The following is a 21,654-nucleotide window of genomic DNA, read 5'->3' on the forward strand; positions in this document are numbered from 1 at the left end:
CGACCCCTAGAGCAGGTCTTCTCCCACTTCGGCCGCAAAGTTCGCCGCCGGACCGCTCCAGCGCAAAGCGCCTGTTTCGAGCAGGTAGATCCGATCGGAATGTTTCAGCGAAAAGGTCAGATTCTGTTCGGCCAGCAGGACGGTCAGTCCGCTTTCATGCTGCAACCGGGTCAGCACGGCCGAGATGTCTTCGAGGACCAACGGCGCCAGCCCCAGCGTGGGCTCGTCCAGCATGAGCAGGCGGGGTTGCTGCATGAGTGCCCGACCGATGGTCAACATCTGCTGCTCGCCGCCGCTGAGCGTGTGGGCGCTCTGGCCCGCGCGTTGGCGCAGGATCGGGAACAGGCTGTACACCCATTCGAGCTGCTGATGCCGGGCTGCGGCTTCCAGCGCGTGGCCGCCCAGTTCCAGATTTTCACGCACCGACATGTAGGAGAACAGCTCGCGGGTCTCCGGGCACAGCGCGATGCCTCTTGATGCGATGTCCGAGGGCTTGTGGCCGAACAGGGGATCGCCCCGAAAATGAATATCGCCGGTGTAGCCCACGAATCCCAGGATGCTGTTGAACAGCGTGGTCTTGCCGGCGCCGTTCAGGCCGACGATGGAGACGAACTCCCCTTCATCCACTCGCAGATCGACCTCCCGCAGGGCTTGCGACTTGCCGTAATGCACCGATCCGATAGAGGCCTGCAGCAGCGGGGAGGGCGAAGGACCGGTACGGGGCGCATCCCGTGCCGGCTGGGCCGTGTCCAGCGATCGGCCGAAGTAGACCTCACGGACGCGTTCGTTGCTCGTCGCCTCGGCGGGCGTGCCTTCGAAGATCTTCTGGCCCGCGTGCATGACGGCGATGCGGTCGACCAGCTCGGCCACGGCCTTGACGTTGTGGTCGACCAGCACGATGGCGCAGCCCGCCTCCCGCATCGACACGAACAGCGCCGAAAACTCGCTCGTTTCGCGGGGCGCCAGGCCGGCAAAGGGCTCGTCGAGCAGCAGCACCCGCGGGCTGGAAGCCAGCGCCTTGGCCACCTCCAGCCGGCGCAGGTCGGCAAAGGGCAGGGACTCCGGGCGCTGGTACAGGACGTGATCGAGTCCGACGCGGTGGGCGACTGCCAGCGCCTGTTCGCGGGCGTCCGGTCCAATGCGCCATTGCAGGAGCGAATCGGGGAGCAGCGCGAGCTGAATGTTCTCTAGGACCGTTTGGCGCCGCAGCGGCCGGGAATGCTGGAACACCATGGTCATGCCGGCCTTGGTGATGGCGTGGGCGGGCAGCCTCGAAATATCGCGGCCGCCCAGCCGGATCACGCCGCGGTCGGGCCGGTTGATGCCCATGGTCAGAGTCAGCGTGGTGGACTTGCCGGACCCGTTCGGACCGATCAGGCCCAGGATCTCGCCGCTGTCGACCGAAAAGGCCATGCCGTCCACGGCTTGCAGCCCGCCGAAGTGCTTGGACAGGCCCGAGACTTCCAGGGTGGTCATGCCTTGCGCTCCGTGTGGGAATTGAAGAGGCTGACGAAGCCGCCGGGCGCGAACAGGAGCACAAGCAGCCCCGCGACGGCCACGGCCGCATTGCTCAGTTGCCCGAACGGGCGCAGCAGTTCCCCGGCCACGATGAGAAAGATCGCCCCCAGTACGGAACCGACGATGGAACGGCGCCCGCCCAGGATGGCGGCGATGATGATCTGGACGACCACCGACAGCGCCACGACGGTCCCCGGCGAGGCCGTGCCGAAGTAGAAGACCGTCATGGCGCCCGCCAGCCCCGAGAAAAAGGCGCTGAGCACGAAGGCGAAGATCTTGAACTTGGCGACATTGAATCCCAGCGTCCTCGCCGCGTCCGTATCCTGGCCGATGGCTTGCAGGATGAGCCCCAGGGGCGAATGGACGACGCCCCGCAGGATGAGCGCCGTGACCACCATCAGGCCCCAGGCGTAGTAGAAATTCACCGAGCTGCTGTCGGTCAGGATGTCGGGAAGTGCGAGCCCGATTTCGCCGCCCGTATAGTTGGCGAAGATCGTGATCAGGTCGCTCAGGATGAGCAGCGCCACCAGTGTGACGAGGCCGAAGTAAGGACCCTTCAGCCGCAACGCCGGCCCCGCCAGCAGCAGACCGCCGGCGATGGCCGCGACGATGCCGATCGGGATGCAGGCCCAGACGGGCCAGTTCAGCAGCGTGTTGCACAGCCCGGCGCCGTACGCGCCCAGGCCGATCAGGAAGGTGGGGCCGAAGTTGACCTCGCCCAGATAGCCGAACAGCAGGTCCCAGTTCATGGCGTAGACCGCCACGTAGAAGGCGAACGTCAGCACGCCCAGGTAATAGCCCGTGGCCAGCAGGGGAATGCACGCCAGTGCGGCGAAAAAAAGCAGCGCGAGCGCGGTTTGCCAGGACAGCGGCCGATGACGGGGGGCCGGCACCTGGCGGGGGGCGAAGGGAGAAGCGGGCATGACGGTGTCCTGGTGGTTAACGGCGGCCGAACAGACCCTGTGGCCGGATGTACAGAACAAGCACCAGCAGCACCAGTCCCGGCAGTTCGCTGACGGCGGGTGAAATCAAAAACGCCGTGATGGTGCTCAGGAAACCGAGAATGTAGGCGCCGACCAGCGAGCCCAGGATATTGCCCAAGCCGCCCAGCACCACGATGGTGAAGGAGATGGCCGTAAGATTGGTGGCCACCTCGCCGCTCGCGCTGGTGAAGGACGCCAGCAGCACGCCAGCGATGCCCACCACCAGCCCGTACAGTCCCCAGACGACAATGTGGATGCGGCCGATGTCATAACCGACGATGGCCAGGCCCTTGGGGCTCATGGAGGCCGCCAGCATGGCCTTGCCCAGGCGCGTGTGCGAAATGAACAGCCACAGGCCGATCAGGACCAGCCACGCGACCGCGCCGATCAGCAGGCTGTTGAGCGGCACGGTGTTGCCGCCAATCCGCAGGACCCCGTCGATCATGGGCGGCGTGGTGACGGGGGTCGCGCCGAACGTCCATTCGAGGACGCCCTGGATGATGATGGCGACCAGCAGTGTGGCCACGAGCTGGAAGACGTGCTTTTCCTCCGGCGGGATGTGCCGGAATCGTTCCAGCGGCAGGATCACTCCCGCGTACAGCATGTAGGTCGCCACGATGGCCGCCAGGATCCCCGTCAGCGCCGACAGATAGATCCCGAGGCCGGTGTGATGCCCCACATACCACGCCACCATGGCCGCCAGCACGATCAAGGCCCCGTGCGCCAGGTTGAGCACGCCGGAAATACCAAAGATGGCGGCCATCCCGGCCGCTCCCAGCGCGTAGATGGCACCGATGATGAAGCCGCTGATCAGGATTTGAATGAGGAGATCCATGGTCCGGACAAAGAGAATCGGTCCGCCGGTTGCCCGCGGACGGTTCGGCTCCGGCGCGCGGCCGGAGTCGGTGCATGGCGATACCCGTCAGGATTTCGGCGAGGGAACGAAGCTGGGAACCTCGATCTTGCCGGTTGCCAGGCGTTGCGGCCAGACGATCACCTGCTTGCCGTTCTGCCACTGGAAGGCGACGACTGACGCGCCTTTTGCGGGATCCGCATTGGCCATCAGCTCATGCGCGAACGGGCTGTCCAAGCCGTAGAACCGGATGCGCCCCATCACGCCTTCGGTGTCGGTGGTCTCCAGCGCCTTCACGAGCGCGTCGCCCTTGGCCTTGCCCTGGGTCCGCTTGAGCGCATCGGCCAGCGCGTACATGGCTTCATAGGTCGAATACGCGCCGTAGGCCGGCTGGTTGATGTGGAAGCGTTGCTGATAGGCTTTGTAGAACGCGGCCGTGCGGCTGGTGACGGCGGCCCCCGACAGGCCCGCACTGGTCGTGATCAGACCGTTCGTGGCGCCGTTGGTGGCGGACCAGAAGTCGGACGAACTGGCTGCGGCGTTGATCCCGTCGAACAGCGCCGGCACTTGCTGCTGGTGCCATTGCACGACGGGCGGCACGCTGACGTGGGCAACGCCCGCCATGATGATGTTGGCCTTGTCGCTCTTGATCTTGCTGTAGATCGGGGTGAAGTCGGTGGTGCTGGGGGCAAAGCGTGTGTGGTTGACGACCTTGAAGCCTGCCTTGGGCAGGCAGGCTTCGTAGGTTTTGTCCACCGCCTTGGTCCAGTTTGCGTCCTCGCTCAGGATGGCCACGCGGTTGAAGTGGGCCAGTTGCGGATTCTGGGTCAGGGTGTCGTGCCCGATTTCGCAAATCTGCCGCGCCTGGATCTCGGAGTTGAACCAGAAGGAGAAGGTGTACTTGAATCGGTCCGGCTGGGCGTGCGTGCGGCCCGAGATCTCCGGGGACGCGGTGGCCGTCACCAGCAGCGGCGTTTTCAGGCGCGAGGACCAAGGCATCAGAGCCAGGCCGACTTCGCTTTCGAAAATGCCCACGACTGCGACCGAATGGTCCTGCTGCACGGTCCGCTGGAATGCCTGGGCGGCATTGGTGGCCGATTCCTGCGTGTCGTATTCATGCAGTTCGAGTGGGCGTCCGGCTATCCCGCCTTTTGCATTGATCTCCGCCGCCGCCAGCTCGGCCGAGTTGAAGATCGATTTTCCCAGGATCTGGCTCTTTGGCGCCAGCACACCGACGGCGATCGGCTGAGCCGCCAGCGCCTGCGGTATCGCCAGGACATAGCCGGACACGCCGAGAGCTGCGGCGGTCGCCGCAAGCCAGGGCCGAAGTTTTGGAACGCTCATGAAGTCTCCTTGCCACGTTGAACCGTTTCGAGTTTTGCCGGAAATTCCGGGCGCCTGTTTGGTTCGGTTGCGCGAGCGGTGACCCGCGACGACAGGTGACGTCCAGTGTAGGAGGGCGGCTCTTACGGATGTCTGAAAAGAACGGAAGGTCCTGAGCGATATGGGCCGGCGGCGTTGGATGCCATGCCCCGGCGGCTCGTGTCAGCGCTCGCCGTCCGCAGCCGCCACGCAGGCGATGACGTCCGGGCCGTAGGCCTCGCGCTTGCGCGCTCCCACGCCGTTGATGGTGCCCAGCGCTTCCAGGGTGGAAGGCTGCTGCAAGGCGATGTCGCGCAGGGTCGCGTCGTGAAAGATCACGTACGCCGGGAGGCTGTGCGTTCGTGCCACCTGTGCCCGCCAGGCGCGCAGCCGCTCGAAACGCTGCTGCGCATCGGGCGGGAGCGCCGCGGCCAGGTCAGCGCTGCGCGCGGATCGCCGGCCGGCCTTCGTATGGGTCTTGTGTGCAACCGGCCGCAGCATCAGCGTCCGTTCGCCTTTCAGCACCTCCCGGCTGGCAGGCGTTAGGGCCAGCGTGCCGTAGCCTTCCAGATCGACCGTGAGCAGCCCCAGCGCCAGGGCCTGGCGCAGGATTCCCCGCCAGGCTTCGGCCGAAAGGTCGGCGCCTACGCCAAAGACGGTCAGCGTCTGGTGCTCGTGCTGTTTGACGCGGTCCGTCATCTGGCCGCGCAGAATGTCGATGACGTGCCCGCCACCGAAGCGCTGGCCGCGTTCGCGCCACAGCCGGTAGATCGCGGAGAGCAGCTTCTGGATGGCAATCGTGCCGTCCCAGGTGGCGGGCGGCTCCAGGCAGGTATCGCAATTGCCGCAGGGTTCGACATGCTGTCCGAAATAGGCCAGGAGCTGCTGTCGACGGCAGGTGATGGCCTCACAAAGGGCCAGCATGGCATCGAGCTGCCGGACCTGGCGGCGTTGATGCAGCGCATCGCCTTCGGAGGCGTCTATCATGCGCCGCTGCTGGACGACGTCCTGCAGCCCGTAGGCGAGCCAGGCATCCGCCGGCAGGCCGTCTCGTCCGGCGCGCCCCGTCTCCTGGTAGTAGCCTTCAATGGACTTGGGCAGATCGATGTGCGCGACGAAGCGCACGTCCGGCTTGTTGACGCCCATGCCGAAGGCGATCGTGGCGACCATGATGATGCCATCTTCGCGCAGGAATCGGGCCTGGTGGTCCGCACGTACCGATGCGGCAAGTCCGGCGTGGTAGGGCAGCGCCGTGAGTCCGTTGCGATTCAGGAATTCCGCCGTGTCTTCGACCCGTGAACGCGACAGGGCGTAGACGATGCCGCAGTCGCCCTTGTGTTCTTCGCGGATGAAGTCCAGCAGCTGGCGCCGGACTTCGTGCTTTTCGACGATGCGGTAGCATATGTTGGGGCGATCGAAGCTGGCAATGAACTGCGGCGAATCCTGCAGGCTGAGGCAGGTGATGATGTCGGCGCGGGTCACTTCGGTCGCGGTGGCCGTCAGCGCCGCGCGCGGAACCGTCGGCCAGCGGTCTGCCAGGATGTTCAGTTGCTGGTACTCGGGCCGGAAATCGTGCCCCCACTGCGAGACGCAGTGGGCCTCGTCAATGGCAAAGAGCGCAATGCGGCCGCGCGCGAGCAGTTCCAGGCAGCGCGGCGTGAGCAATCGTTCGGGGGCGATGTAGAGCAGGTCGAGCTGCCCGTGCAGATAGGCCTGTTCCACGCTGCGGGCCGCGCCCGGTGTCTGCGAGGAATTCAGGAACGCGGCGCGCACGCCCAGTTCCTGCAAGGCATCGACCTGGTCCTGCATCAGGGCGATGAGCGGCGAAATGACCACGCCGGTGCCTGGGCGCACGAGCGCCGGGATCTGGTAGCACAGCGACTTTCCGCCCCCGGTGGGCATCAGCACGAGCGCGTTGCCCCCTTCGATCAGCCGTTCGACGATGGCCTGCTGTTCGCCGCGAAACGAGTCGTAGCCGAAGACCTGGCGCAGCGTATCCAGCGCCGTTGCCAGCGGCGGGGAGTCCAGGGTAGGGTCGGAGAGCATTGAGGCGGAGTCAGGCACGTGACAGTACTTTCAGCGCATGGCGGATGCTGTCCGAGAGGCCCAGGCCTGGCGGCAGCGAGCCCATTGCCTTGCGGGCTTCGGCGACGGAATAACCCAGGGCCTGCAGTGCGTGCAGCACGTCGTCGTCGCCCGCGGCCGACGTCCCGTCGGCGCGCGGTGCCGGAGCGACGGAGCCGAGCTTGTCGCGCAGTTCCAGCAGCAGGCGTTCGGCTGTCTTCTTGCCGATCCCCGGAACCTTCACGAGCCGGCCGGATTCCTGCCGCTCCACTGCGTCGGCCAGATCCTCGACGCTCAATCCCGACAGCACGGCCAGTGCCGTGCGAGCGCCGATGCCGGTGACCTTGATGAGGGCGCGGAACGCACGGCGCTCCGCCGGCGTGGCGAATCCGTACAGCACATGCGCGTCCTCGCGGATCGCCAGATGCGTATGCAGGCTGACGGTCTGGCCCACGGCCGGCAGCTTGTAGAGCGTGCTCATGGGAACGTCGATTTCGTAGCCCAGGCCGCCTGTTTCGACGCACAGTGTCGGCGGGGTGATTTCGCGCAGGATCCCGGTGATGCGTCCTATCATGGCGTCGTGGCTCCTTTCAGGAAATGAGCCGCCCGGTGCGCAGGCGCCGGGTGCGGTGTGAGAGGACTTCGGGTGCCAGCGCCTGCAGCCGCCCGGCGAGGGGCGCGCAATGAGCGTGGCAGATCGCGCAGGCCAGCGCATCGGCCGCGTCCGGGGCGGGCGTGCCGTCCAGGGCCAGCAGGTGACGTACCATGACCTGGATCTGTTCCTTGCTGGCATGGCCGGTGCCCACCACGGCTTTCTTGATCTGCAGCGCGGTGTATTCCTGCACCGGCAGCCCCGTGTCGGCCAGCGCGCACAGGGCGGCGCCGCGCGCCTGTCCCAACAGCAGCGTGGAGGCCGGGTTCTTGTTCAGAAAGACCTTTTCCATGGCGGCCCGGTCCGGCTGCGTGTCTCGGGCGACCTCACGCACATTGTCCAGGATCACTTTCAGCCGCTCGGACAGGGACTGACCCGCGGGCACCACGATGGTGCCGCTGGCGATGTATCGCAGCTTCACGCCGTTGGCTTCGATGACGCCAAAGCCCGTGCGCCGCAGACCAGGATCGATGCCCAGAATGCGCATCAGTGGCGGAAGTGCCGCGTGCCGGTGAAGACCATCGCGATGCCGCGCTCGTCCGCCGCTGCGATGACTTCCGCATCGCGAATGCTGCCGCCCGGCTGGATCACGCAGGTGGCGCCGACCTCGGCCACCACGTCCAGCCCATCCCGGAACGGGAAGAAGGCGTCGGATGCGACGGCGGATCCTTGCAGGCTCAGGCCGGCCTTTTCGGCCTTGATGGCGGCAATGCGGGCCGAGTCGATGCGGCTCATCTGGCCCGCACCCACGCCCAATGTCCGGTTCTGGCCGCAGAACACGATGGCGTTGGACTTCACGAAACGGGCCACATTCCAGGCGAAGGACAGGTCCCGCATCTGCTCCAGGGTCGGCGCCAGGCGCGTCACGATCTTGAAGTCAGCCTCCTGTGCCACGCGGTTGTCCGGATGCTGGACCAGCCAGCCGCCGCCCACGCGCTTGACGTCGAACCGGTTGTGCGCCTGGCCTGGCTTGACCTCCAGCACCCGCACGTTCTTCTTGGCGGCCAGCACGCTCAGCGCGGCGCCGGTATACGCCGGGGCGATCAGCACTTCCAGGAATTGCTGGCTGACGGCGTGCGCCGTTGCCTCGTCCACGGTGTCGTTGAAGGCGATGATGCCTCCGAACGACGAGGTGGGATCCGTCTTGAAAGCTTGCTGGTAGGCTTGCAGCGTCGTGCCCGCCAGCGCCGCCCCGCAGGGATTGGCGTGCTTCACGATCACGCAGGCGGTGCTGGGAAAGCTGCGCACGCATTCCCAGGCGGCATCGGCATCCGCGATGTTGTTGTAGGAGAGTTCCTTGCCCTGGATCTGGTGCAGGCCCGCCAGCAGCCCCTCGCCGACCTGCGGGTCGTGGTAGAACGCGGCATCCTGATGCGGATTCTCACCGTATCGCAGCGTCTGCTCGCGCCGCATCTGCACCGTCAGCACGCGCGGCCAGGCCTCGCGCTCGGGCACCGCTTCCGGTGCCGGTTCGGCGGCCGCTAGGCTGCTGAGATAGGCGGCAATGGCACCATCGTAAGCGGCCGTGTGGGCAAAGGCCTTTGTGGCCAGCTCCAGCCGCAGTCCGTACGACGGCTGGCGGGCAGGCCCGTCCATGTCAGCCAGCACACGGGGGTAGTCGGCCGGGTCGATCACCACCGTGACGCCTCCTTGGGGCGAGCCGTGGTTCTTGGCGGCCGAGCGCAGCATGGCGGGGCCGCCTATATCGATATTTTCGATGGCGTCCGCCAGCGGGCAGTCGGGGCGCTCGATGGTCTGCCGGAACGGATACAGGTTCACGACCAGCAAGTCGATGGGAACGATGTCCTGTTCTTTCAGCGTCTGGAGGTGCGCGGGATCGTCGCGGCGGGCGAGCAAGCCGCCATGGATGCGCGGGTGCAGTGTCTTCACGCGGCCATCCAGGATTTCCGGCGAACCGGTGTGGTTGGCCACCTCAGTCACCGTCAGCCCCGCTTCGTGCAGCAGGCGGGCGGTACCGCCCGTGGATAGCAGCGATACGCCGCGCTGGGCGAGTGCCTGGGCGAATTCGACGATGCCCGATTTGTCGGACACGGAGATCAAGGCGGTCTGGATTGTCATGTCGATGAGGCGATAGGAAGGAATGGAATGGCTTGCGTAACTCTTCAGGCTGAGAACTGGTGTATCTGAAGCTTCTTGCGCAAGGTGCCCCGGGTGATGCCCAGCATGTCGGCGGCGCGCGTCTGGTTGCCGTCGCTGCGCTCCAGTGCGACCTGCAGGACGGTTCGCTCGACGCACAGATTGACCATGGACAGCAGATCGTGCGGAGTCGAATCGCCGAGATCGGCAAAGTAGCGTTCCAGTTGGTCGCGGACAGCTTGTTCCAGGGGGGTGGTTCTCATGTCGAAGGTTTGAAGGTTCAGTGGAGTTCGGTCGTTCGGGGCACTACGGGCGCATCCCAGGCATGCTCGTCGAGCCAGTGGCGCAGCATCGATGTCTGCAGTGTGGTGCTGTCCACCGCCATGATATCCGTCAGCAATGGTTCCGAGTCCGGCAGGTCGCCCAGGTACCAGCCGATGTGCTTGCGTGCGCTGCGGACGCCGGTGCGCTCACCGTAGAACGTGTAATGATCTTCAAGATGGCTGAGGAGGTGTTCGCGCAGTTCTCCGTAAGTGGGCGGCGGCAGGTAGGTTCCGTGCTCCAGGTAATGCGCGATCTCGCGAAAAATCCAGGGTCGCCCCTGGGCCGCGCGCCCCACCATGATGGCGTCGGCCCCGGTGTAGTCCAGCACTTGGCGCGCCTTCTCGGGAGTCGTGATGTCGCCGTTGGCAATCAGGGGGATGTGGATGGCCGCACGGACCTCGCGCAAGGTCTCGTATTCGGCCTCGCCAGTATACAGGTCGCAGCGCGTGCGGCCGTGCAGGGTGAGTGCGGCAATGCCGCATTCTTCGGCCAGCCGGGCTATGCGCACGGCATTGCGGCTGTCCCGGTCCCAGCCGGTGCGCGTCTTCAAGGTGACCGGGATGCCCAGCGGTCGGCAGACCTCCACCACCCGGCCCAGGATGCGCGCCACCAGCGGCTCATCGCGCAGCAGCGCCGAACCGGAGGCCACCTGGCACACTTTCTTGACCGGGCAGCCCATGTTGATGTCGATGATGCGGGCGCCCTTGCGGATGTTGTGCAGCGCCGCTTCCGCCAGCATGTCGGGGTCTGCGCCGGCGATCTGGACGGCGACCGGATCCGGTTCGCCCTCGTGGTCGAGGCGGCGGGACGTCTTCACACTGTCCCACAGCGCGGGGTTGCTGGCCGCCATCTCGGAAACCGCGTACGCCGCGCCCAGCGCCTTGCACAGACGGCGATAGGGGCGGTCGGTCACCCCCGCCATGGGGGCGACGCAGACGGGGTGCGGGAGGGTCCAGGTTCCGATGCGCATGGCGGGATTGTAGAGCGTGGGACCCTAGAGTCGTTGGCCCTGCATCAGGTGGCCCGCAAGCGGCTTGCGCAGCACCGGAAGGACATCCAGCGCGAACAGCGCCAGCCCGCAGGCGTGGCGCCGCAGAGGATTGCCGGTGGCGAAAAGCCGGGGGAGGCTGTCGGTGATGGCCACCGTCAGGCCGCGATCCAGCCGCCGCTGGTGAGCGTAGCGCTCGAGCAGATGTCCGACGGGCGTCTCCGTCGCCGCGAGCCATGGGCTCAGGACGAACGACAACTGCGCCACGTCACGCAACCCCAGGTTCAGGCCCTGTCCGGCGACGGGATGGAGCGTCTGCGCGGCGTTGCCCACCGCCACGATCCCGGCTCCCTGCAGGCTGGGTCCGGCGTGCAGGGACAGCGGAAAGGCGTGGGTGTCGCTGACCCGCTGCAGGCGCCCCAGCCGCTGGCCGAAAGCGGCCTGCAGTTCGGCGTCGAATGCGGCTGCGGGCAACGCCGTCAGCGCTTCGGCGCGGGAGGGCGGTACGCACCACACCACGTTGTAGAGGTCCCCGCCGGTGGGATGCGGCAGCAGCGCCAGCGGCCCTGTGCGGGTAAAGCGTTCGAAAGCGCGTCCAGCGATCGGAGCCTGCACACTGACGGTCGCCAGCACGGCGCGTTGGCCATATCCGCGGACGAGCCCCTGCGGTTGTCCGCCATCCGAGAGCAGTACCAGCGAAGCGGTGATCTCGCCGTCGGCGCCCTGCAACCGGACAGGCTGGCCGGGCCGGGGCCGGGAAGGGCGCTGCAAGAGGCGCGTGGCCCCGCTGCGCGCCACGGCCCCGTGCAGGGCGTCGAGCAGATCGTCGTAGGCCACCACGCTGCCCAGGCGCGGCGCACCCAGTTCGGCGTGGTCGATCAACGTCCGGCCCAGATGGCCAGCCTGCGATACATGCACCGTCAGGATGTCTGCCGAACGGGCGGGCCAGGCGCCAAGCGGCTCCAGCCACTGCCGGCTGCCGTGGTTCAGCGCCAGGGCACGCGGGTCCACGGATCCGCCGGAAGGGCGTAGCCGGGGCTCCGGACCCATGAGCGCGATGCGCGCCGGGTCGGGCGCGTGGCGGGCGAGGCCGAGTGCCAGTGCGCACCCCACCGGGCCGCTGCCCAGGATCACGATGTCAAAGGTGGTGCGTGGCATGGAGTGGCAATGGCGAAAAGCAGCCATTTTAGAATGCTTTAAACTAAGGGTCCTCTGAAATGGACCTTGGCCGGACCACGCGTGTTCGGGCTCGATAGGACATTGCCATCATCATGGATTTGCTTGCCTGGCTGCAACCTTGGGAGTTTTCGCCCACCCTGGTGCTGGCGTTTCTGGTGTCTGGTTGGCTGTACGCCCGTGGCTGCGGGACGCACCATGTGGGCAAGGTGCGCCAAACGCTGTTCTGGCTGGGCTGGGTCATCCTGTATCTGTCGCTGCATACGCGCCTGGATTATTTTGCCGAGCGCATGTTCTTCATCCACCGGTCGCAGCATCTGGTGCTGCATCACCTGGGGCCGCTCATCATCATGGGCAGCTACCCGGGGCAGGTGTTGCGCGCGGGCTTGCCGCAATCGTGGCGCACTTGGCTGGCACGGGCGCGCCGGCGGCGCGGGCCCGTGCGTGTGCTGGAATCGTTGGCCACCCATCCCATCCTGATTCCTCTGTTGTTCCTGCTGTATGTCCTGGTCTGGGTCGAACCCACCGTCCAGTTCTACTCCATGTTGGACTGGCGCCTTTATCGCTTCATGAATTGGGGCGTAGTCGTCAGCGGCATCCTGTACTGGAACCTGATCATGGACCGCCGGCCGCATCCCCCGGCGGCCATGGCGGCCGGATGGCGGGTATTCTCACCCGTCTTCACCATGGTTCCCCAGATGATCGTGGGGGCCGTGATCGCGCTCTCGGGGCACGATCTGTACCCCGTCTTCGACCTGTGCGGCCGCGCGTTGCCGGGTATCACGGCGATGGACGACCAGGTTCTGGGCGGGCTGATCATGTGGGTGCCCGCCGGGCTGATCGAGGCCTTCGGGCTGCTCTATGCCTTGGGTACGCTCATGCGGCTCTCCGATCGAAATCGCTTGCCGCCGCCCAAGCGGGCGGCGCGTCGCGTCGTGGGCGAGGCCTGAGGAGCAGCCTTGAAGCACTGGATCCGATTCACCGGATGCGGCCTGTGCCTGACGGCCGCGGTGGCGGTGTCCTTGCCGGTCTGGGCGCAGCCGGTCGGCTTGCCTTCGATGGGCGCCACCTCGGCGGCGGAGCTGTCGCCCGCTGTGGAGCGCATGCTGGGCGAGGCCATCATGGAGCAGGGCCGCCATGATCCGACCTATGTCTCGGCCCTGGACATCAACCAGTATCTGAGCGGGCTCGGGCGCCGCCTGGCCTCCCATGCGCCGCAGGCGCTGAGCCAGCCGATCACGGTCTTTGCCGTGCGCGATCCCGCCGTCAATGCGTTTGCGTTGCCGGGCGGCTACATCGGCGTCAATAGCGGCCTGGTCGTGGCCGCGCGCAGCGAGTCGGAACTGGCGGGTGTGCTGGCGCATGAAATCGGCCACGTCATGCAGCGGCACATCGCCCGCGGCATCGCTCAGCAATCCCAGGGCACGGGGATGATGGTGGCCACCCTGGTCGGCGCGTTGCTGGCGGCCCTGGCGGGCCAGGGGGATCTCGCGATGGGCGTGGCTGCCTTCGGCCAAGCGGCGACCATCGACCGGCAACTGGGTTTTTCGCGAAGCGCCGAGCAGGAAGCTGACCGGGCTGGCTTCCAGATGATGCGGGCCGCCGGGTTCGATCCGCGCGGCATGCTGAACATGTTCCGCCGGATGATGAATGCCGCCAGCCTGAACGAAGGCAGCGGCGGCGGCTATGCTTCCACGCACCCGTTGTCGATCCAGCGGTTATCCGATATCGAGAATCGTCTTTCGGAATTGCCGCCGGTGCAGGCCACGCCCGACCCCGAATTCTGGTTCGTGCGAACCCGGCTGGCATTGATACAGGCGCGTGGCAGCGACGGCCGGCGCACCCTTCAGCAGTCGTTTCGCAGCGAGGCGGGTACGCAGCAGGGTATGCGCAAGGCCGCTGCCCTGTATGGGCTGGCCCTGCTCGATCAGCAATCGGGGAATATTGCAGGGGCGCGATCCTACGTCGCTCAGGCGCAGGCGCTGCAGGATTCACCCCAGCTCGCCATGCTGGCGATCCAGCTTGCGGCCGCCCACGACCCGGCGGCTGCGGCGGATGCCAGCGCGGCCGCGTGGAAGCGCTGGCCGGACAGCCAGGGGGTAGCCAACGAGCGGGCCCGCACGCTGCAAGCCGCCGGGAAGGATACGGAGGCCATCGCCTTCCTGCGGGCCCGGATTCAACAATGGCCGGACGTTCCCACATTCCAGAAGGCCCTGGCTGATGGGCTGGATCGCCAGGGTCACACCGTCGAGGCGCACGAGGCCATGGCCTCGTATTTCGAGCAGACCGGTGCGCTGCCCACAGCCGTGGAGCACCTGGAGCAGGCCCGCAGGCTCTCGCGTGATTTCTACGCGCAATCGAAACTGGATGCCGAGATCCGCCAGGTGAGGGAGCGGCTGAAGACGCAGCGGGCGCTGCTGGCCCCGTACAAGACCAAGTCGGACGATCAGTGATGCTCCGGGGTGGACTCCCCGCCCTTCAGTGAATCATGCGTGATGTGCTGGGCGCGTCCAGCAACGCCGCTTCGCGCGGCGCGGGCGAGGCGTGGTGGACGATCAGGCGCCAGCCGTCCGGCCCCTTCTGGTAGACGTTTGTGGTGAAGAAGTTCAGCGTGTCCTTGCCCTGTGGTGTGTCGACGGCGATCTGTTCGATCAGGATATGCACGGCGTTCATCACCCCCGCGACGGCATGGACCTGGGCCGGGAAAGCCGCAACCGGGCCATTGGCGAAGATGTGTTCCCAGGCTTCCTGGACGGCGCGCGGGCCCAGCGTGCGCAGGCCGCCCGGATGCACGCAAGCGACGTCTTCGTCGTCTCCCCAGACGCGCATCATGAGCGCCACATCACCCTGGCGCATGGCTTCATAGAATGCCGATTCGGCTTCCTCCGGAGTGGCAAACATGCCGGGCTCAGTGGTGTCCGTGGACCTTCTCGCCCTCGCGCAGGGCGTATTGCGCCCCGCAGTATTGGCAGCGCGCGACCCGGTTTTTCACGACTTCGATGTAGACGCGCGGGTGCATGCTCCAGAGCGGCGCGTTGGGGCCCGGGCAGTAGACCGGCAGATCTTCGGCGCCGACGTAGACGATGTCCTGTTGCTTGGCGGATTCGGGAGCGCTGCTCATGGGAAATTCCTGAAAAAAGAGGTGGCGAGCCGGCGGCCCGCCGAAAGCGGTCAGACTTTGAAGAGCCAGTTGTGGTACTTGGGGGTCTTGCCGGACACTGCATCGAAGAAGGCTTTCTGAAGCTGGCCCGTGATGGGGCCGCGTTCGCCGGCGCCGATCTGGCGGCCGTCGATTTCGCGGATGGGCGTGACTTCGGCCGCCGTCCCGGTGAAGAACGCTTCGTCCGCGATGTACAGATCATCGCGCGTGAGCCGGCGCGACACCACCTTCAGGCCCATGTCGTCAGCCAGTTGGTGGATCGACGCACGTGTGATTCCCGTCAGGGCGCAGGCGATATCGGGTTCATAAAGCACGCCATCGCGCACCATGAAAATGTTCTCGCCCGAGCCTTCGGCCACGAAGCCTTCGGTGTCCAGCAGAATGGCCTCGTCATAGCCTCCGTCCAGCGCTTCCGCGTTGGCGAGGATGGAGTTCGCGTAAGTGCTGGCGACCTTGGCGCGCGGCATGGTCACGTTCACATGCTGGCGGGCGAAGGAGGAGATCTTGACCCGGATGCCCTGCTTCAGGGCTTCTTCGCCCAAATAGGCGCCCCAGGGCCAGGCCGCGATGGCCACGTGGACGGAAGCGCCCTTGGGGGAAACGCCCATTTTTTCGGAGCCGTAGAATACCAGCGGCCGGATGTAGCAGGATTCCAGCTCGTTGCGGCGCACGACCTCGATCTGGGCGTCGGAGATGGCCTCGTGCGAGTAGGGGATTTTCATCTGGTAGATGTGCGCCGAATTGAACAGGCGCCGCGTGTGGTCTTCGAGACGAAAGATCGCCGTGCCGTGATCGGTCTTGTAGGCGCGTACGCCCTCGAAAACGGCCAGTCCGTAGTGCAGCGAGTGGGTCAGGACGTGTGTGGTCGCGTCGCGCCAGGGCACGAACTTGCCGTCATACCAGATGAAGCCATCGCGATCAGCCATCGACATGGTCGTCTCCTAGGAGGGAATGGCGTCATTGTAGCAATTGCCCGGCCTGTCGCGATGCACTGTAAAATGAGCGGCTAACGAACGCGCAGCGCCGCTTTTTGCGGCTGCGCACCTTTTGATTCGAATGACCGATTCCACTTCCCACGATTCTTCCGAACCCGCCGTGGCGTTCGCACAATTCGGCCTGCACGCCGGTATCATGCAGGCCGTGGCCGATGCCGGCTACACGTCGGCCACGCCCATCCAGGCCCGCGCCATCCCGGTGGTCATGTCGGGGCGCGATGTCATGGGTGCCGCGCAAACGGGGACCGGCAAAACCGCCGCGTTCGCGCTGCCCATCCTGCATCGGCTGATGCCGTTCGCCAATGCCAGCGCATCCCCGGCGCGCCATCCGGTGCGGTCGCTGATCCTGACGCCCACGCGCGAGCTCGCTGACCAGATCCATGCCAACGTCGAGCAGTACAGCCGCCATGTGCCACTGCGCACGACGGTGGTCTTCGGCGGCGTGGACATCCGCCCGCAACGGGATGCCCTGCGCGAGGGCTGCGAGATCCTGATCGCCACGCCGGGGCGGCTGCTGGACCACGTCGAGCAGCGCAACGTGAACCTGGGCCAGGTGGGCATCCTGGTGCTTGACGAGGCCGACCGCATGCTCGACATGGGGTTTCTGCCGGACCTGGACCGCATTCTGCGTTTGTTGCCCGCCGGGCATCAGGGCCTGCTGTTTTCCGCCACGTTCAGTCCGGAAATCCGCAAGCTTGGTCGCAGTTTCCTGCGTTCTCCCGTGGAAATCGAGGTCGCCCCGCCCAACGCCACCGCCGACACGGTCAGCCAGATTGCCTATCAGCTCGAAGGCGAGGCCAAGCGGCGCGCGGTGGTGCATCTGGTGAAATCCCGCCAGTTGACCCAGGTCATCGTTTTTTCCAACACCAAGATCGGCTGCAGCCGGCTGGCCCGCCAGCTCGAGCAGGACGGCGTGCGTGCCGAATCCATTCACGGCAACAAGTCCCAGATCGAGCGCATGAAGGCGCTGGATGCCTTCAAGGCCGGCACCCTCGAGGTCCTGGTGGCCACCGACGTGGCCGCGCGGGGCCTGGACGTGGCCGGCATTCCCTGCGTCATCAACTACGATCTGCCGCACAACGCCGAGGACTATGTGCACCGCATCGGCCGCACGGGGCGCGCGGGTGCTCAGGGCGAAGCCATCGCGCTGTATACCGCTGAAGAAGAGCGCTATCTGCAGGGAATCGAGAAGCTCATCAAGATCCAGATTCCGCGCGGCGAACTGGATCTGCCCCGCGCGCCCCGGCGCAGTCCGGTGCCCGCGCGGCGCAGCCACGGCGGGGGATGGCGTCCGGCCGAGGCGCCCGTTGACGACTTCTTCTCCAGGCCTTATGTGCCTTCGCCGGCCAGCCATCCCGCGTCCGTCGAAGATCGCCAGCTTGCGGTGACTCCGGGCCGCCGCACGGTGGGTGTGCTGCTGGGCGGCAAGAAATAGCCTTGCGGCGGGCTGGCCGTACGCTAGTCAACCGAACGGGACACTAGGCCCCCAGCTCGTCGAGATTTCCCGGGCCGTTCTCCAGGACGGGCAGCTGCGGCGCTTGTTCGATGAGTCTTCGCAGCTGTTCCACGCGGGGGAGTTGCGTTCCCCAGAAACGGGTGCCCTCGCGGTCCTGGATGAGGATGGTCGGGAAGTTTTCCACGTCTTCGTCGCCCAGCCATTCGGGGCTGTCTTCGACGTCCACCCAGATGAACGTCCATTGCGGAAGCTGGTCGGCCAGCGTCTCGAAGGCGGGCCGGTAGGCATCGCAGGTTCGGCACCAGGCGGCGCAGTAGCAGGCGACGCGATTCCCCGAGTCGGCGGCCAGCCGCGCGCGCAGGGCATCCGGGTCGGTTGCGGGATTGAACAATTTCATGCAGACAACACTCGAATGAATTCCGTAACATTGTAAATGTTTGCCCGGAGTGCCCAATGAGCCACCAAGATCTCGTGCTGCGCGAATCCAGAGCCCCGAATGGCCTCGCCCTGGTTGGCCAGGCCTTTCGCCGTGCCGTCGCCAGCCAGTTCCACCCGCGCATGATCGCTGCGCTGTTTCTGCCCTTCATCATCGCGTTACTGGGGGCAGTCGTCCTGTTGTGGGTGTTCTGGACGCCCCTGACGGGCTGGATGGATCAGGAAGCCTCTTCCTGGACGGCGTTCAACGCAGTCGATGGCTGGCTGGTGGCCCTGGGCCTGTTTTCATTGAAGCTCTGGCTCATTCCGCTGCTGTCGGCCGCGCTGCTGCTGCCTATGGCCGGCATTCTCGGTCTGGTGATTGCTGCGATTTTCGTCATGCCGATTGTCCTGCATCACCTGGAGGCTCGCGATTATCGGGGGCTGTCGCGCCTTGGGGTGCACGCCACGGCGCTGGGGACCTGGAATGCGATCTGGGTGGGCGTGCTGTTCTGCCTGGGATGGCTCCTTACCATGCCGCTTTGGCTGGTGCCGCCGTTCGCTCTCGTGCTGCCGATTTTCTGGTGGGCCTTTGCCTTGAACCGCATGTTGCGGGTCGACGCCATGGTCGAACATGCCAGCCCGGCCGAGCGCCGTCTGCTCTGGCGTCGGTATAGCCGCCAGCTTTGGCTGCTGGCGGGCGGCTTGGCGGTCCTGAATCTGATTCCATTGTTCTGGCTGTTCATGCCGGTCTATTCGGCGCTGGTCTATGCGCATTTCTGCCTGGACTCGCTGCGCCGCTTGCGGGCGGAAACCGTGATCGAAACCTGATCGGGCGCCCTCCGCCGGCCCCAGCCATGATCACGGCGCGACGCGGCCGCTGTGCGTCCGGGGGCGGGTTCGATGTAGGATGTAACTTCGTTCCCCTGCGCACACGCAGGACCGCCTTTCACTGGAGTGGTCTTCATGACCGTCGATACCCGGAATGCCCCGGTGCCGCATGTTCGCCTGATTGCCATTGGCGACGAGATTCTCTCGGGGCGCCGTCAGGACAAGCACTTTTCCAAATTGATCGAGCTTCTGCAGGCTCGCGGGCTGAAGCTGCGGGGCGCGGAGTTCATCTCGGATGATGAGGACGATATCGTGGCCTGCCTTATCCGCAGTTTCGCCACGACCGACATCGTGTTCTGCTGTGGCGGCATCGGCGCGACGCCGGACGACCGTACCCGCCAGGCGGCCGCCCGCGCGCTGGGTGTGCCGCTGGTGCTGCATCCTGAAGCCGAGCGCCTCATCGGTGAACGCTGTGCCGAAATGGCGGCCAAAGGGCAGGGCAGCGCCGACATGACCACGCCCGAAAACCGCCAGCGGCTGCAGATGGGGATGTTTCCCCGGGGCGCCGAGATCATTCCCAACGCCTACAACCGCATTCCGGGGTTCTTCATCCGCAATCACAGCTTCATGCCCGGATTCCCGGTCATGGCGCACGAAATGATGGCTTGGACGTTGGATACGCGTTATCCGCAATGGCATCATCACGAGGCATGGGTGGAGCACTCCTTCCTGGTGTTCGGCCTGCCCGAATCGCGCATCACGCCCGCGCTGGAGCATCTCGAGCAGCGCTGGTCCGGCATCCACATCTTCAGCCTGCCCAGCGTGGGCGAGGCGGGCGGCCATCCTCACATCGAGCTGGGCGTGAAAGGCGCCCCGGATGCGGCGGCTGAGGCACTGGAATGGCTGCGGGCCGAAGTTCTCCGGGTGGGGGGACGACTCAATCCACCGGCCTGAAAAGTGCTTGCCATGCGCGCCAGAATTCCATAGTATGGAATTGTGGCAATGCAACATAATCCTCTCATGGCCCACCTTCCGACTTCTTCCGCATCCGCTTCTCTTCCCCACGTCCCGGGCGTCGTGTCGCCCCACCATGACTCTGCCGCGGTGACGATCCAGGTGCTGGACCGGGCGATGCGGATTCTGGATGTGCTGGCCGGGCAGCGGGACCCCGTCACGCTGAAGGACCTGTCGGCGGCTACCGGGCTTCATGCTTCGACAACGCACCGCATCCTGGCGGACCTGTCTGTTGGCCGGTATGTGGAGCGTGTGGACAGCGGCCTGTATCGGCTGGGCATGCGGCTCCTGGAACTGGGCTCGCTGGTGAAGGGGCGGCTGGACGTGCGCACCGCATCCGTGGGGCCCATGCGTGAATTGCACCAGAAGACGGGCCAGACGGTGAATCTTTCCCTCGCGCAAGGCGACGAGATCGTCTATATCGAGCGCGCCTGGAGCGAGCGTTCCGGCATGCAGGTGGTGCGCGCCATTGGCGGCCGTGCCCCGCTTCACCTCACGTCCACAGGGAAGCTGTTCCTGGCTACCTGGGACGCCCGCAGCATCCGCAGCTATGCGATGCGCACCGGTCTGGCGGGAACCACCCGCAACAGCATCACCCAGGTCGATCCGCTGGAGCGCGAGCTAGCGCTGGTGCGGCGCCACGGCTATTCGCGCGACAACGAGGAACTCGAGCTCGGAGTGCGCTGCATTGCTGCGGGGGTCTATGACGACACCGGGGCCCTGCTGGCCGGGCTGTCGCTCTCGGCACCGGCCGAGCGCATGCGCGATGAATGGATTCCATTGCTCCTGTCGACGGCGGCCAGCATCTCCGAGGCGCTCGGATATGAGCCCAGGCATTGATTTGTTGCGTTGCAACAAAAATGCTTGACACCTCTGTGCAATCGGGTAGAATTTCAATTGTGCGTTGCAGCAATTCGCTGCGATCGAGAAGGTGCCGGGCATTGTGCCTCAGAGGAAACCTTCTATTCATCGACAAGGAGTCATCATGAGCGCCACCCCCCAAAACCTGCTGGCCGGTCAAAAGGCCATCATCGACAACCTGCTGGCCGTGCAAGGCACGTTCTTCGACGGCTTTGAAAGGCTGGTGGATCTGAACCTGAAGGCCACCCGGGCTGCGCTGGAAGACGTGGCACAAAAGTCGCAGGAAGCCGTCGAACTGAAGGACGCACAGGAACTTCTGGCGTTCACCTCATCGCTGGTGCGTCCCGAGTCCGCTGTCTCGTATGGCAAGGACTTCTGCGAGATCGTCGCCGGCATTCAGGGCGACCTGAACAAGCTGACCGAATCGCAACTGTCTCATAGCCAGCAGCAAGTCGCCGACGCGGTCGAGCAATTCGCCCGCAATGCGCCGACGGGTTCCGAAGGCGCGGTCGCGCTGCTGAAGTCCTCGCTGGCCACGGCCACCAATGCGTATGAGTCTGCCGCCAAGGCCGCCCGTCAGGCCGCCAACGCCGCGGAATCGAACTTTGCCGCCGCGACCAACGCCACCCTGAAGGCTGCTGCCGACGCGAGCAAGGCCACCAAGGCCTCGTCGCGCGCGCGTCGCTCGGCCAGCTGATGGCCTGAGCCTTGCGCGGGCCGACAGCCGGTCCTGTTGCACGGCTATTGGTATCGATGAAACCCCGGAGCTTCATGCTCCGGGGTTTTTTCATGGGCGTTCATAAAAATTTTTCACGGGGACTACATTGGCCGATGGTTGCTCGTATACTCGCTCAGGACTTCGCGCTGCGTTGCGCATCAGTCTCTTCCGCGCAGGCCTGGTCGGGG

General features: G+C 65.7%; 22 protein-coding genes. 7 read left to right on the forward strand and 15 right to left on the reverse strand.

The annotated features are described in order from the left end of the window. Window positions 1-6: 6 nt before the first annotated feature. The 11 genes from ACVCMJ_RS00365 to ACVCMJ_RS00415 form a co-directional block, all read right to left on the reverse strand. Complete coding sequence (locus tag ACVCMJ_RS00365; RefSeq protein WP_447082377.1) at window positions 7-1,476, reverse strand: ATP-binding cassette domain-containing protein; 1,470 nt, start codon at window positions 1,474-1,476, stop codon at window positions 7-9. Beyond that, window positions 1,473-2,441, reverse strand: a complete 969-nt coding sequence (locus ACVCMJ_RS00370; protein ID WP_447082378.1) for a branched-chain amino acid ABC transporter permease — start codon at window positions 2,439-2,441, stop codon at window positions 1,473-1,475. Before ACVCMJ_RS00370 ends, ACVCMJ_RS00365 begins: the two co-directional genes overlap by 4 nt. A gap of 16 nt (window positions 2,442-2,457) precedes the next feature. Continuing rightward, window positions 2,458-3,336 carry a branched-chain amino acid ABC transporter permease gene (locus ACVCMJ_RS00375; protein ID WP_447082379.1) on the reverse strand — a complete coding sequence of 293 codons (879 nt, stop codon included), beginning with the start codon at window positions 3,334-3,336 and terminating at the stop codon, window positions 2,458-2,460. Window positions 3,337-3,423: 87 nt separating this feature from the next. Beyond that, window positions 3,424-4,698 (reverse strand): ABC transporter substrate-binding protein, encoded by a 1,275-nt coding sequence (locus ACVCMJ_RS00380; RefSeq protein WP_447082381.1) that lies wholly within the window; start codon window positions 4,696-4,698, stop codon window positions 3,424-3,426. A 201-nt stretch (window positions 4,699-4,899) separates the two neighbouring features. Beyond that, window positions 4,900-6,762 carry a DNA helicase RecQ gene (gene recQ, locus ACVCMJ_RS00385; protein WP_447082382.1) on the reverse strand — a complete coding sequence of 621 codons (1,863 nt, stop codon included), beginning with the start codon at window positions 6,760-6,762 and terminating at the stop codon, window positions 4,900-4,902. A 10-nt stretch (window positions 6,763-6,772) separates the two neighbouring features. Continuing rightward, window positions 6,773-7,354, reverse strand: a complete 582-nt coding sequence (gene ruvA, locus ACVCMJ_RS00390; protein ID WP_447082383.1) for a Holliday junction branch migration protein RuvA — start codon at window positions 7,352-7,354, stop codon at window positions 6,773-6,775. Window positions 7,355-7,370: 16 nt separating this feature from the next. Continuing rightward, window positions 7,371-7,919, reverse strand: a complete 549-nt coding sequence (gene ruvC / locus ACVCMJ_RS00395) for a crossover junction endodeoxyribonuclease RuvC (protein ID WP_447082384.1) — start codon at window positions 7,917-7,919, stop codon at window positions 7,371-7,373. Next, window positions 7,919-9,511 (reverse strand): bifunctional phosphoribosylaminoimidazolecarboxamide formyltransferase/IMP cyclohydrolase, encoded by a 1,593-nt coding sequence (purH, locus tag ACVCMJ_RS00400; protein ID WP_447082385.1) that lies wholly within the window; start codon window positions 9,509-9,511, stop codon window positions 7,919-7,921. Before purH ends, ruvC begins: the two co-directional genes overlap by 1 nt. A gap of 44 nt (window positions 9,512-9,555) precedes the next feature. Beyond that, window positions 9,556-9,792, reverse strand: coding sequence for a helix-turn-helix domain-containing protein (locus ACVCMJ_RS00405; protein WP_447082386.1), 237 nt, complete (start codon window positions 9,790-9,792; stop codon window positions 9,556-9,558). 17 nt (window positions 9,793-9,809) lie between these two features. Further along, window positions 9,810-10,823, reverse strand: coding sequence for a tRNA dihydrouridine synthase DusB (gene dusB / locus ACVCMJ_RS00410; protein WP_447082387.1), 1,014 nt, complete (start codon window positions 10,821-10,823; stop codon window positions 9,810-9,812). A gap of 24 nt (window positions 10,824-10,847) precedes the next feature. Further along, window positions 10,848-12,026 carry an FAD-dependent monooxygenase gene (locus tag ACVCMJ_RS00415; RefSeq protein WP_447082388.1) on the reverse strand — a complete coding sequence of 393 codons (1,179 nt, stop codon included), beginning with the start codon at window positions 12,024-12,026 and terminating at the stop codon, window positions 10,848-10,850. An 86-nt stretch (window positions 12,027-12,112) separates the two neighbouring features. On the opposite strand from ACVCMJ_RS00415, the gene ACVCMJ_RS00420 reads away from it, so the two are divergent. Both ACVCMJ_RS00420 and ACVCMJ_RS00425 read left to right on the forward strand, forming a co-directional pair. Continuing rightward, window positions 12,113-12,967, forward strand: a complete 855-nt coding sequence (locus tag ACVCMJ_RS00420; RefSeq protein WP_447082389.1) for a cytochrome c oxidase assembly protein — start codon at window positions 12,113-12,115, stop codon at window positions 12,965-12,967. Between the two features lie 9 nt (window positions 12,968-12,976). Then, window positions 12,977-14,470 (forward strand): M48 family metalloprotease, encoded by a 1,494-nt coding sequence (locus ACVCMJ_RS00425; protein ID WP_447082390.1) that lies wholly within the window; start codon window positions 12,977-12,979, stop codon window positions 14,468-14,470. Window positions 14,471-14,495: 25 nt separating this feature from the next. On the opposite strand, the gene ACVCMJ_RS00430 is transcribed toward ACVCMJ_RS00425, so the two are convergent. From ACVCMJ_RS00430 to ACVCMJ_RS00440, 3 genes are read right to left on the reverse strand one after another with little or no spacing between them, the layout of a single operon-like run. Further along, the gene (locus ACVCMJ_RS00430) at window positions 14,496-14,918 is read right to left on the reverse strand and encodes a YybH family protein (protein WP_447082391.1); all 423 of its coding nucleotides are present in this window, start codon (window positions 14,916-14,918) and stop codon (window positions 14,496-14,498) included. Window positions 14,919-14,925: 7 nt separating this feature from the next. Next, on the reverse strand, window positions 14,926-15,138 hold the full coding sequence (locus ACVCMJ_RS00435; RefSeq protein WP_447082392.1) for a zinc-finger domain-containing protein: 213 nt from the start codon (window positions 15,136-15,138) through the stop codon (window positions 14,926-14,928). 50 nt (window positions 15,139-15,188) lie between these two features. Beyond that, the gene (locus tag ACVCMJ_RS00440) at window positions 15,189-16,109 is read right to left on the reverse strand and encodes a branched-chain amino acid transaminase (protein ID WP_447082393.1); all 921 of its coding nucleotides are present in this window, start codon (window positions 16,107-16,109) and stop codon (window positions 15,189-15,191) included. Window positions 16,110-16,233: 124 nt separating this feature from the next. Here ACVCMJ_RS00440 and ACVCMJ_RS00445 point away from each other — a divergent pair, with 124 nt between their 5' ends. Then, window positions 16,234-17,607, forward strand: coding sequence for a DEAD/DEAH box helicase (locus ACVCMJ_RS00445; protein WP_447082394.1), 1,374 nt, complete (start codon window positions 16,234-16,236; stop codon window positions 17,605-17,607). Window positions 17,608-17,650: 43 nt separating this feature from the next. Here ACVCMJ_RS00445 and ACVCMJ_RS00450 read toward each other — a convergent pair whose 3' ends face one another. After that, window positions 17,651-18,025: a thioredoxin family protein gene (locus ACVCMJ_RS00450; RefSeq protein ID WP_447082395.1), complete on the reverse strand. Its 375-nt coding sequence runs from the start codon at window positions 18,023-18,025 to the stop codon at window positions 17,651-17,653. Window positions 18,026-18,081: 56 nt separating this feature from the next. Here ACVCMJ_RS00450 and ACVCMJ_RS00455 point away from each other — a divergent pair, with 56 nt between their 5' ends. From ACVCMJ_RS00455 to ACVCMJ_RS00470, 4 genes are all read left to right on the forward strand, one after another. Beyond that, window positions 18,082-18,873, forward strand: a complete 792-nt coding sequence (locus ACVCMJ_RS00455) for an EI24 domain-containing protein (protein WP_447082396.1) — start codon at window positions 18,082-18,084, stop codon at window positions 18,871-18,873. Between the two features lie 135 nt (window positions 18,874-19,008). Further along, on the forward strand, window positions 19,009-19,827 hold the full coding sequence (locus ACVCMJ_RS00460; RefSeq protein WP_447082397.1) for a competence/damage-inducible protein A: 819 nt from the start codon (window positions 19,009-19,011) through the stop codon (window positions 19,825-19,827). A 177-nt stretch (window positions 19,828-20,004) separates the two neighbouring features. Continuing rightward, window positions 20,005-20,727: an IclR family transcriptional regulator gene (locus tag ACVCMJ_RS00465; protein ID WP_447082621.1), complete on the forward strand. Its 723-nt coding sequence runs from the start codon at window positions 20,005-20,007 to the stop codon at window positions 20,725-20,727. A 145-nt stretch (window positions 20,728-20,872) separates the two neighbouring features. Further along, window positions 20,873-21,445, forward strand: a complete 573-nt coding sequence (locus tag ACVCMJ_RS00470) for a phasin family protein (protein WP_447082398.1) — start codon at window positions 20,873-20,875, stop codon at window positions 21,443-21,445. The last annotated feature ends 209 nt before the right edge of the window (window positions 21,446-21,654 follow it).

The sequence above is a fragment of the Castellaniella sp. UC4447_H14 genome (genome assembly GCF_052978285.1).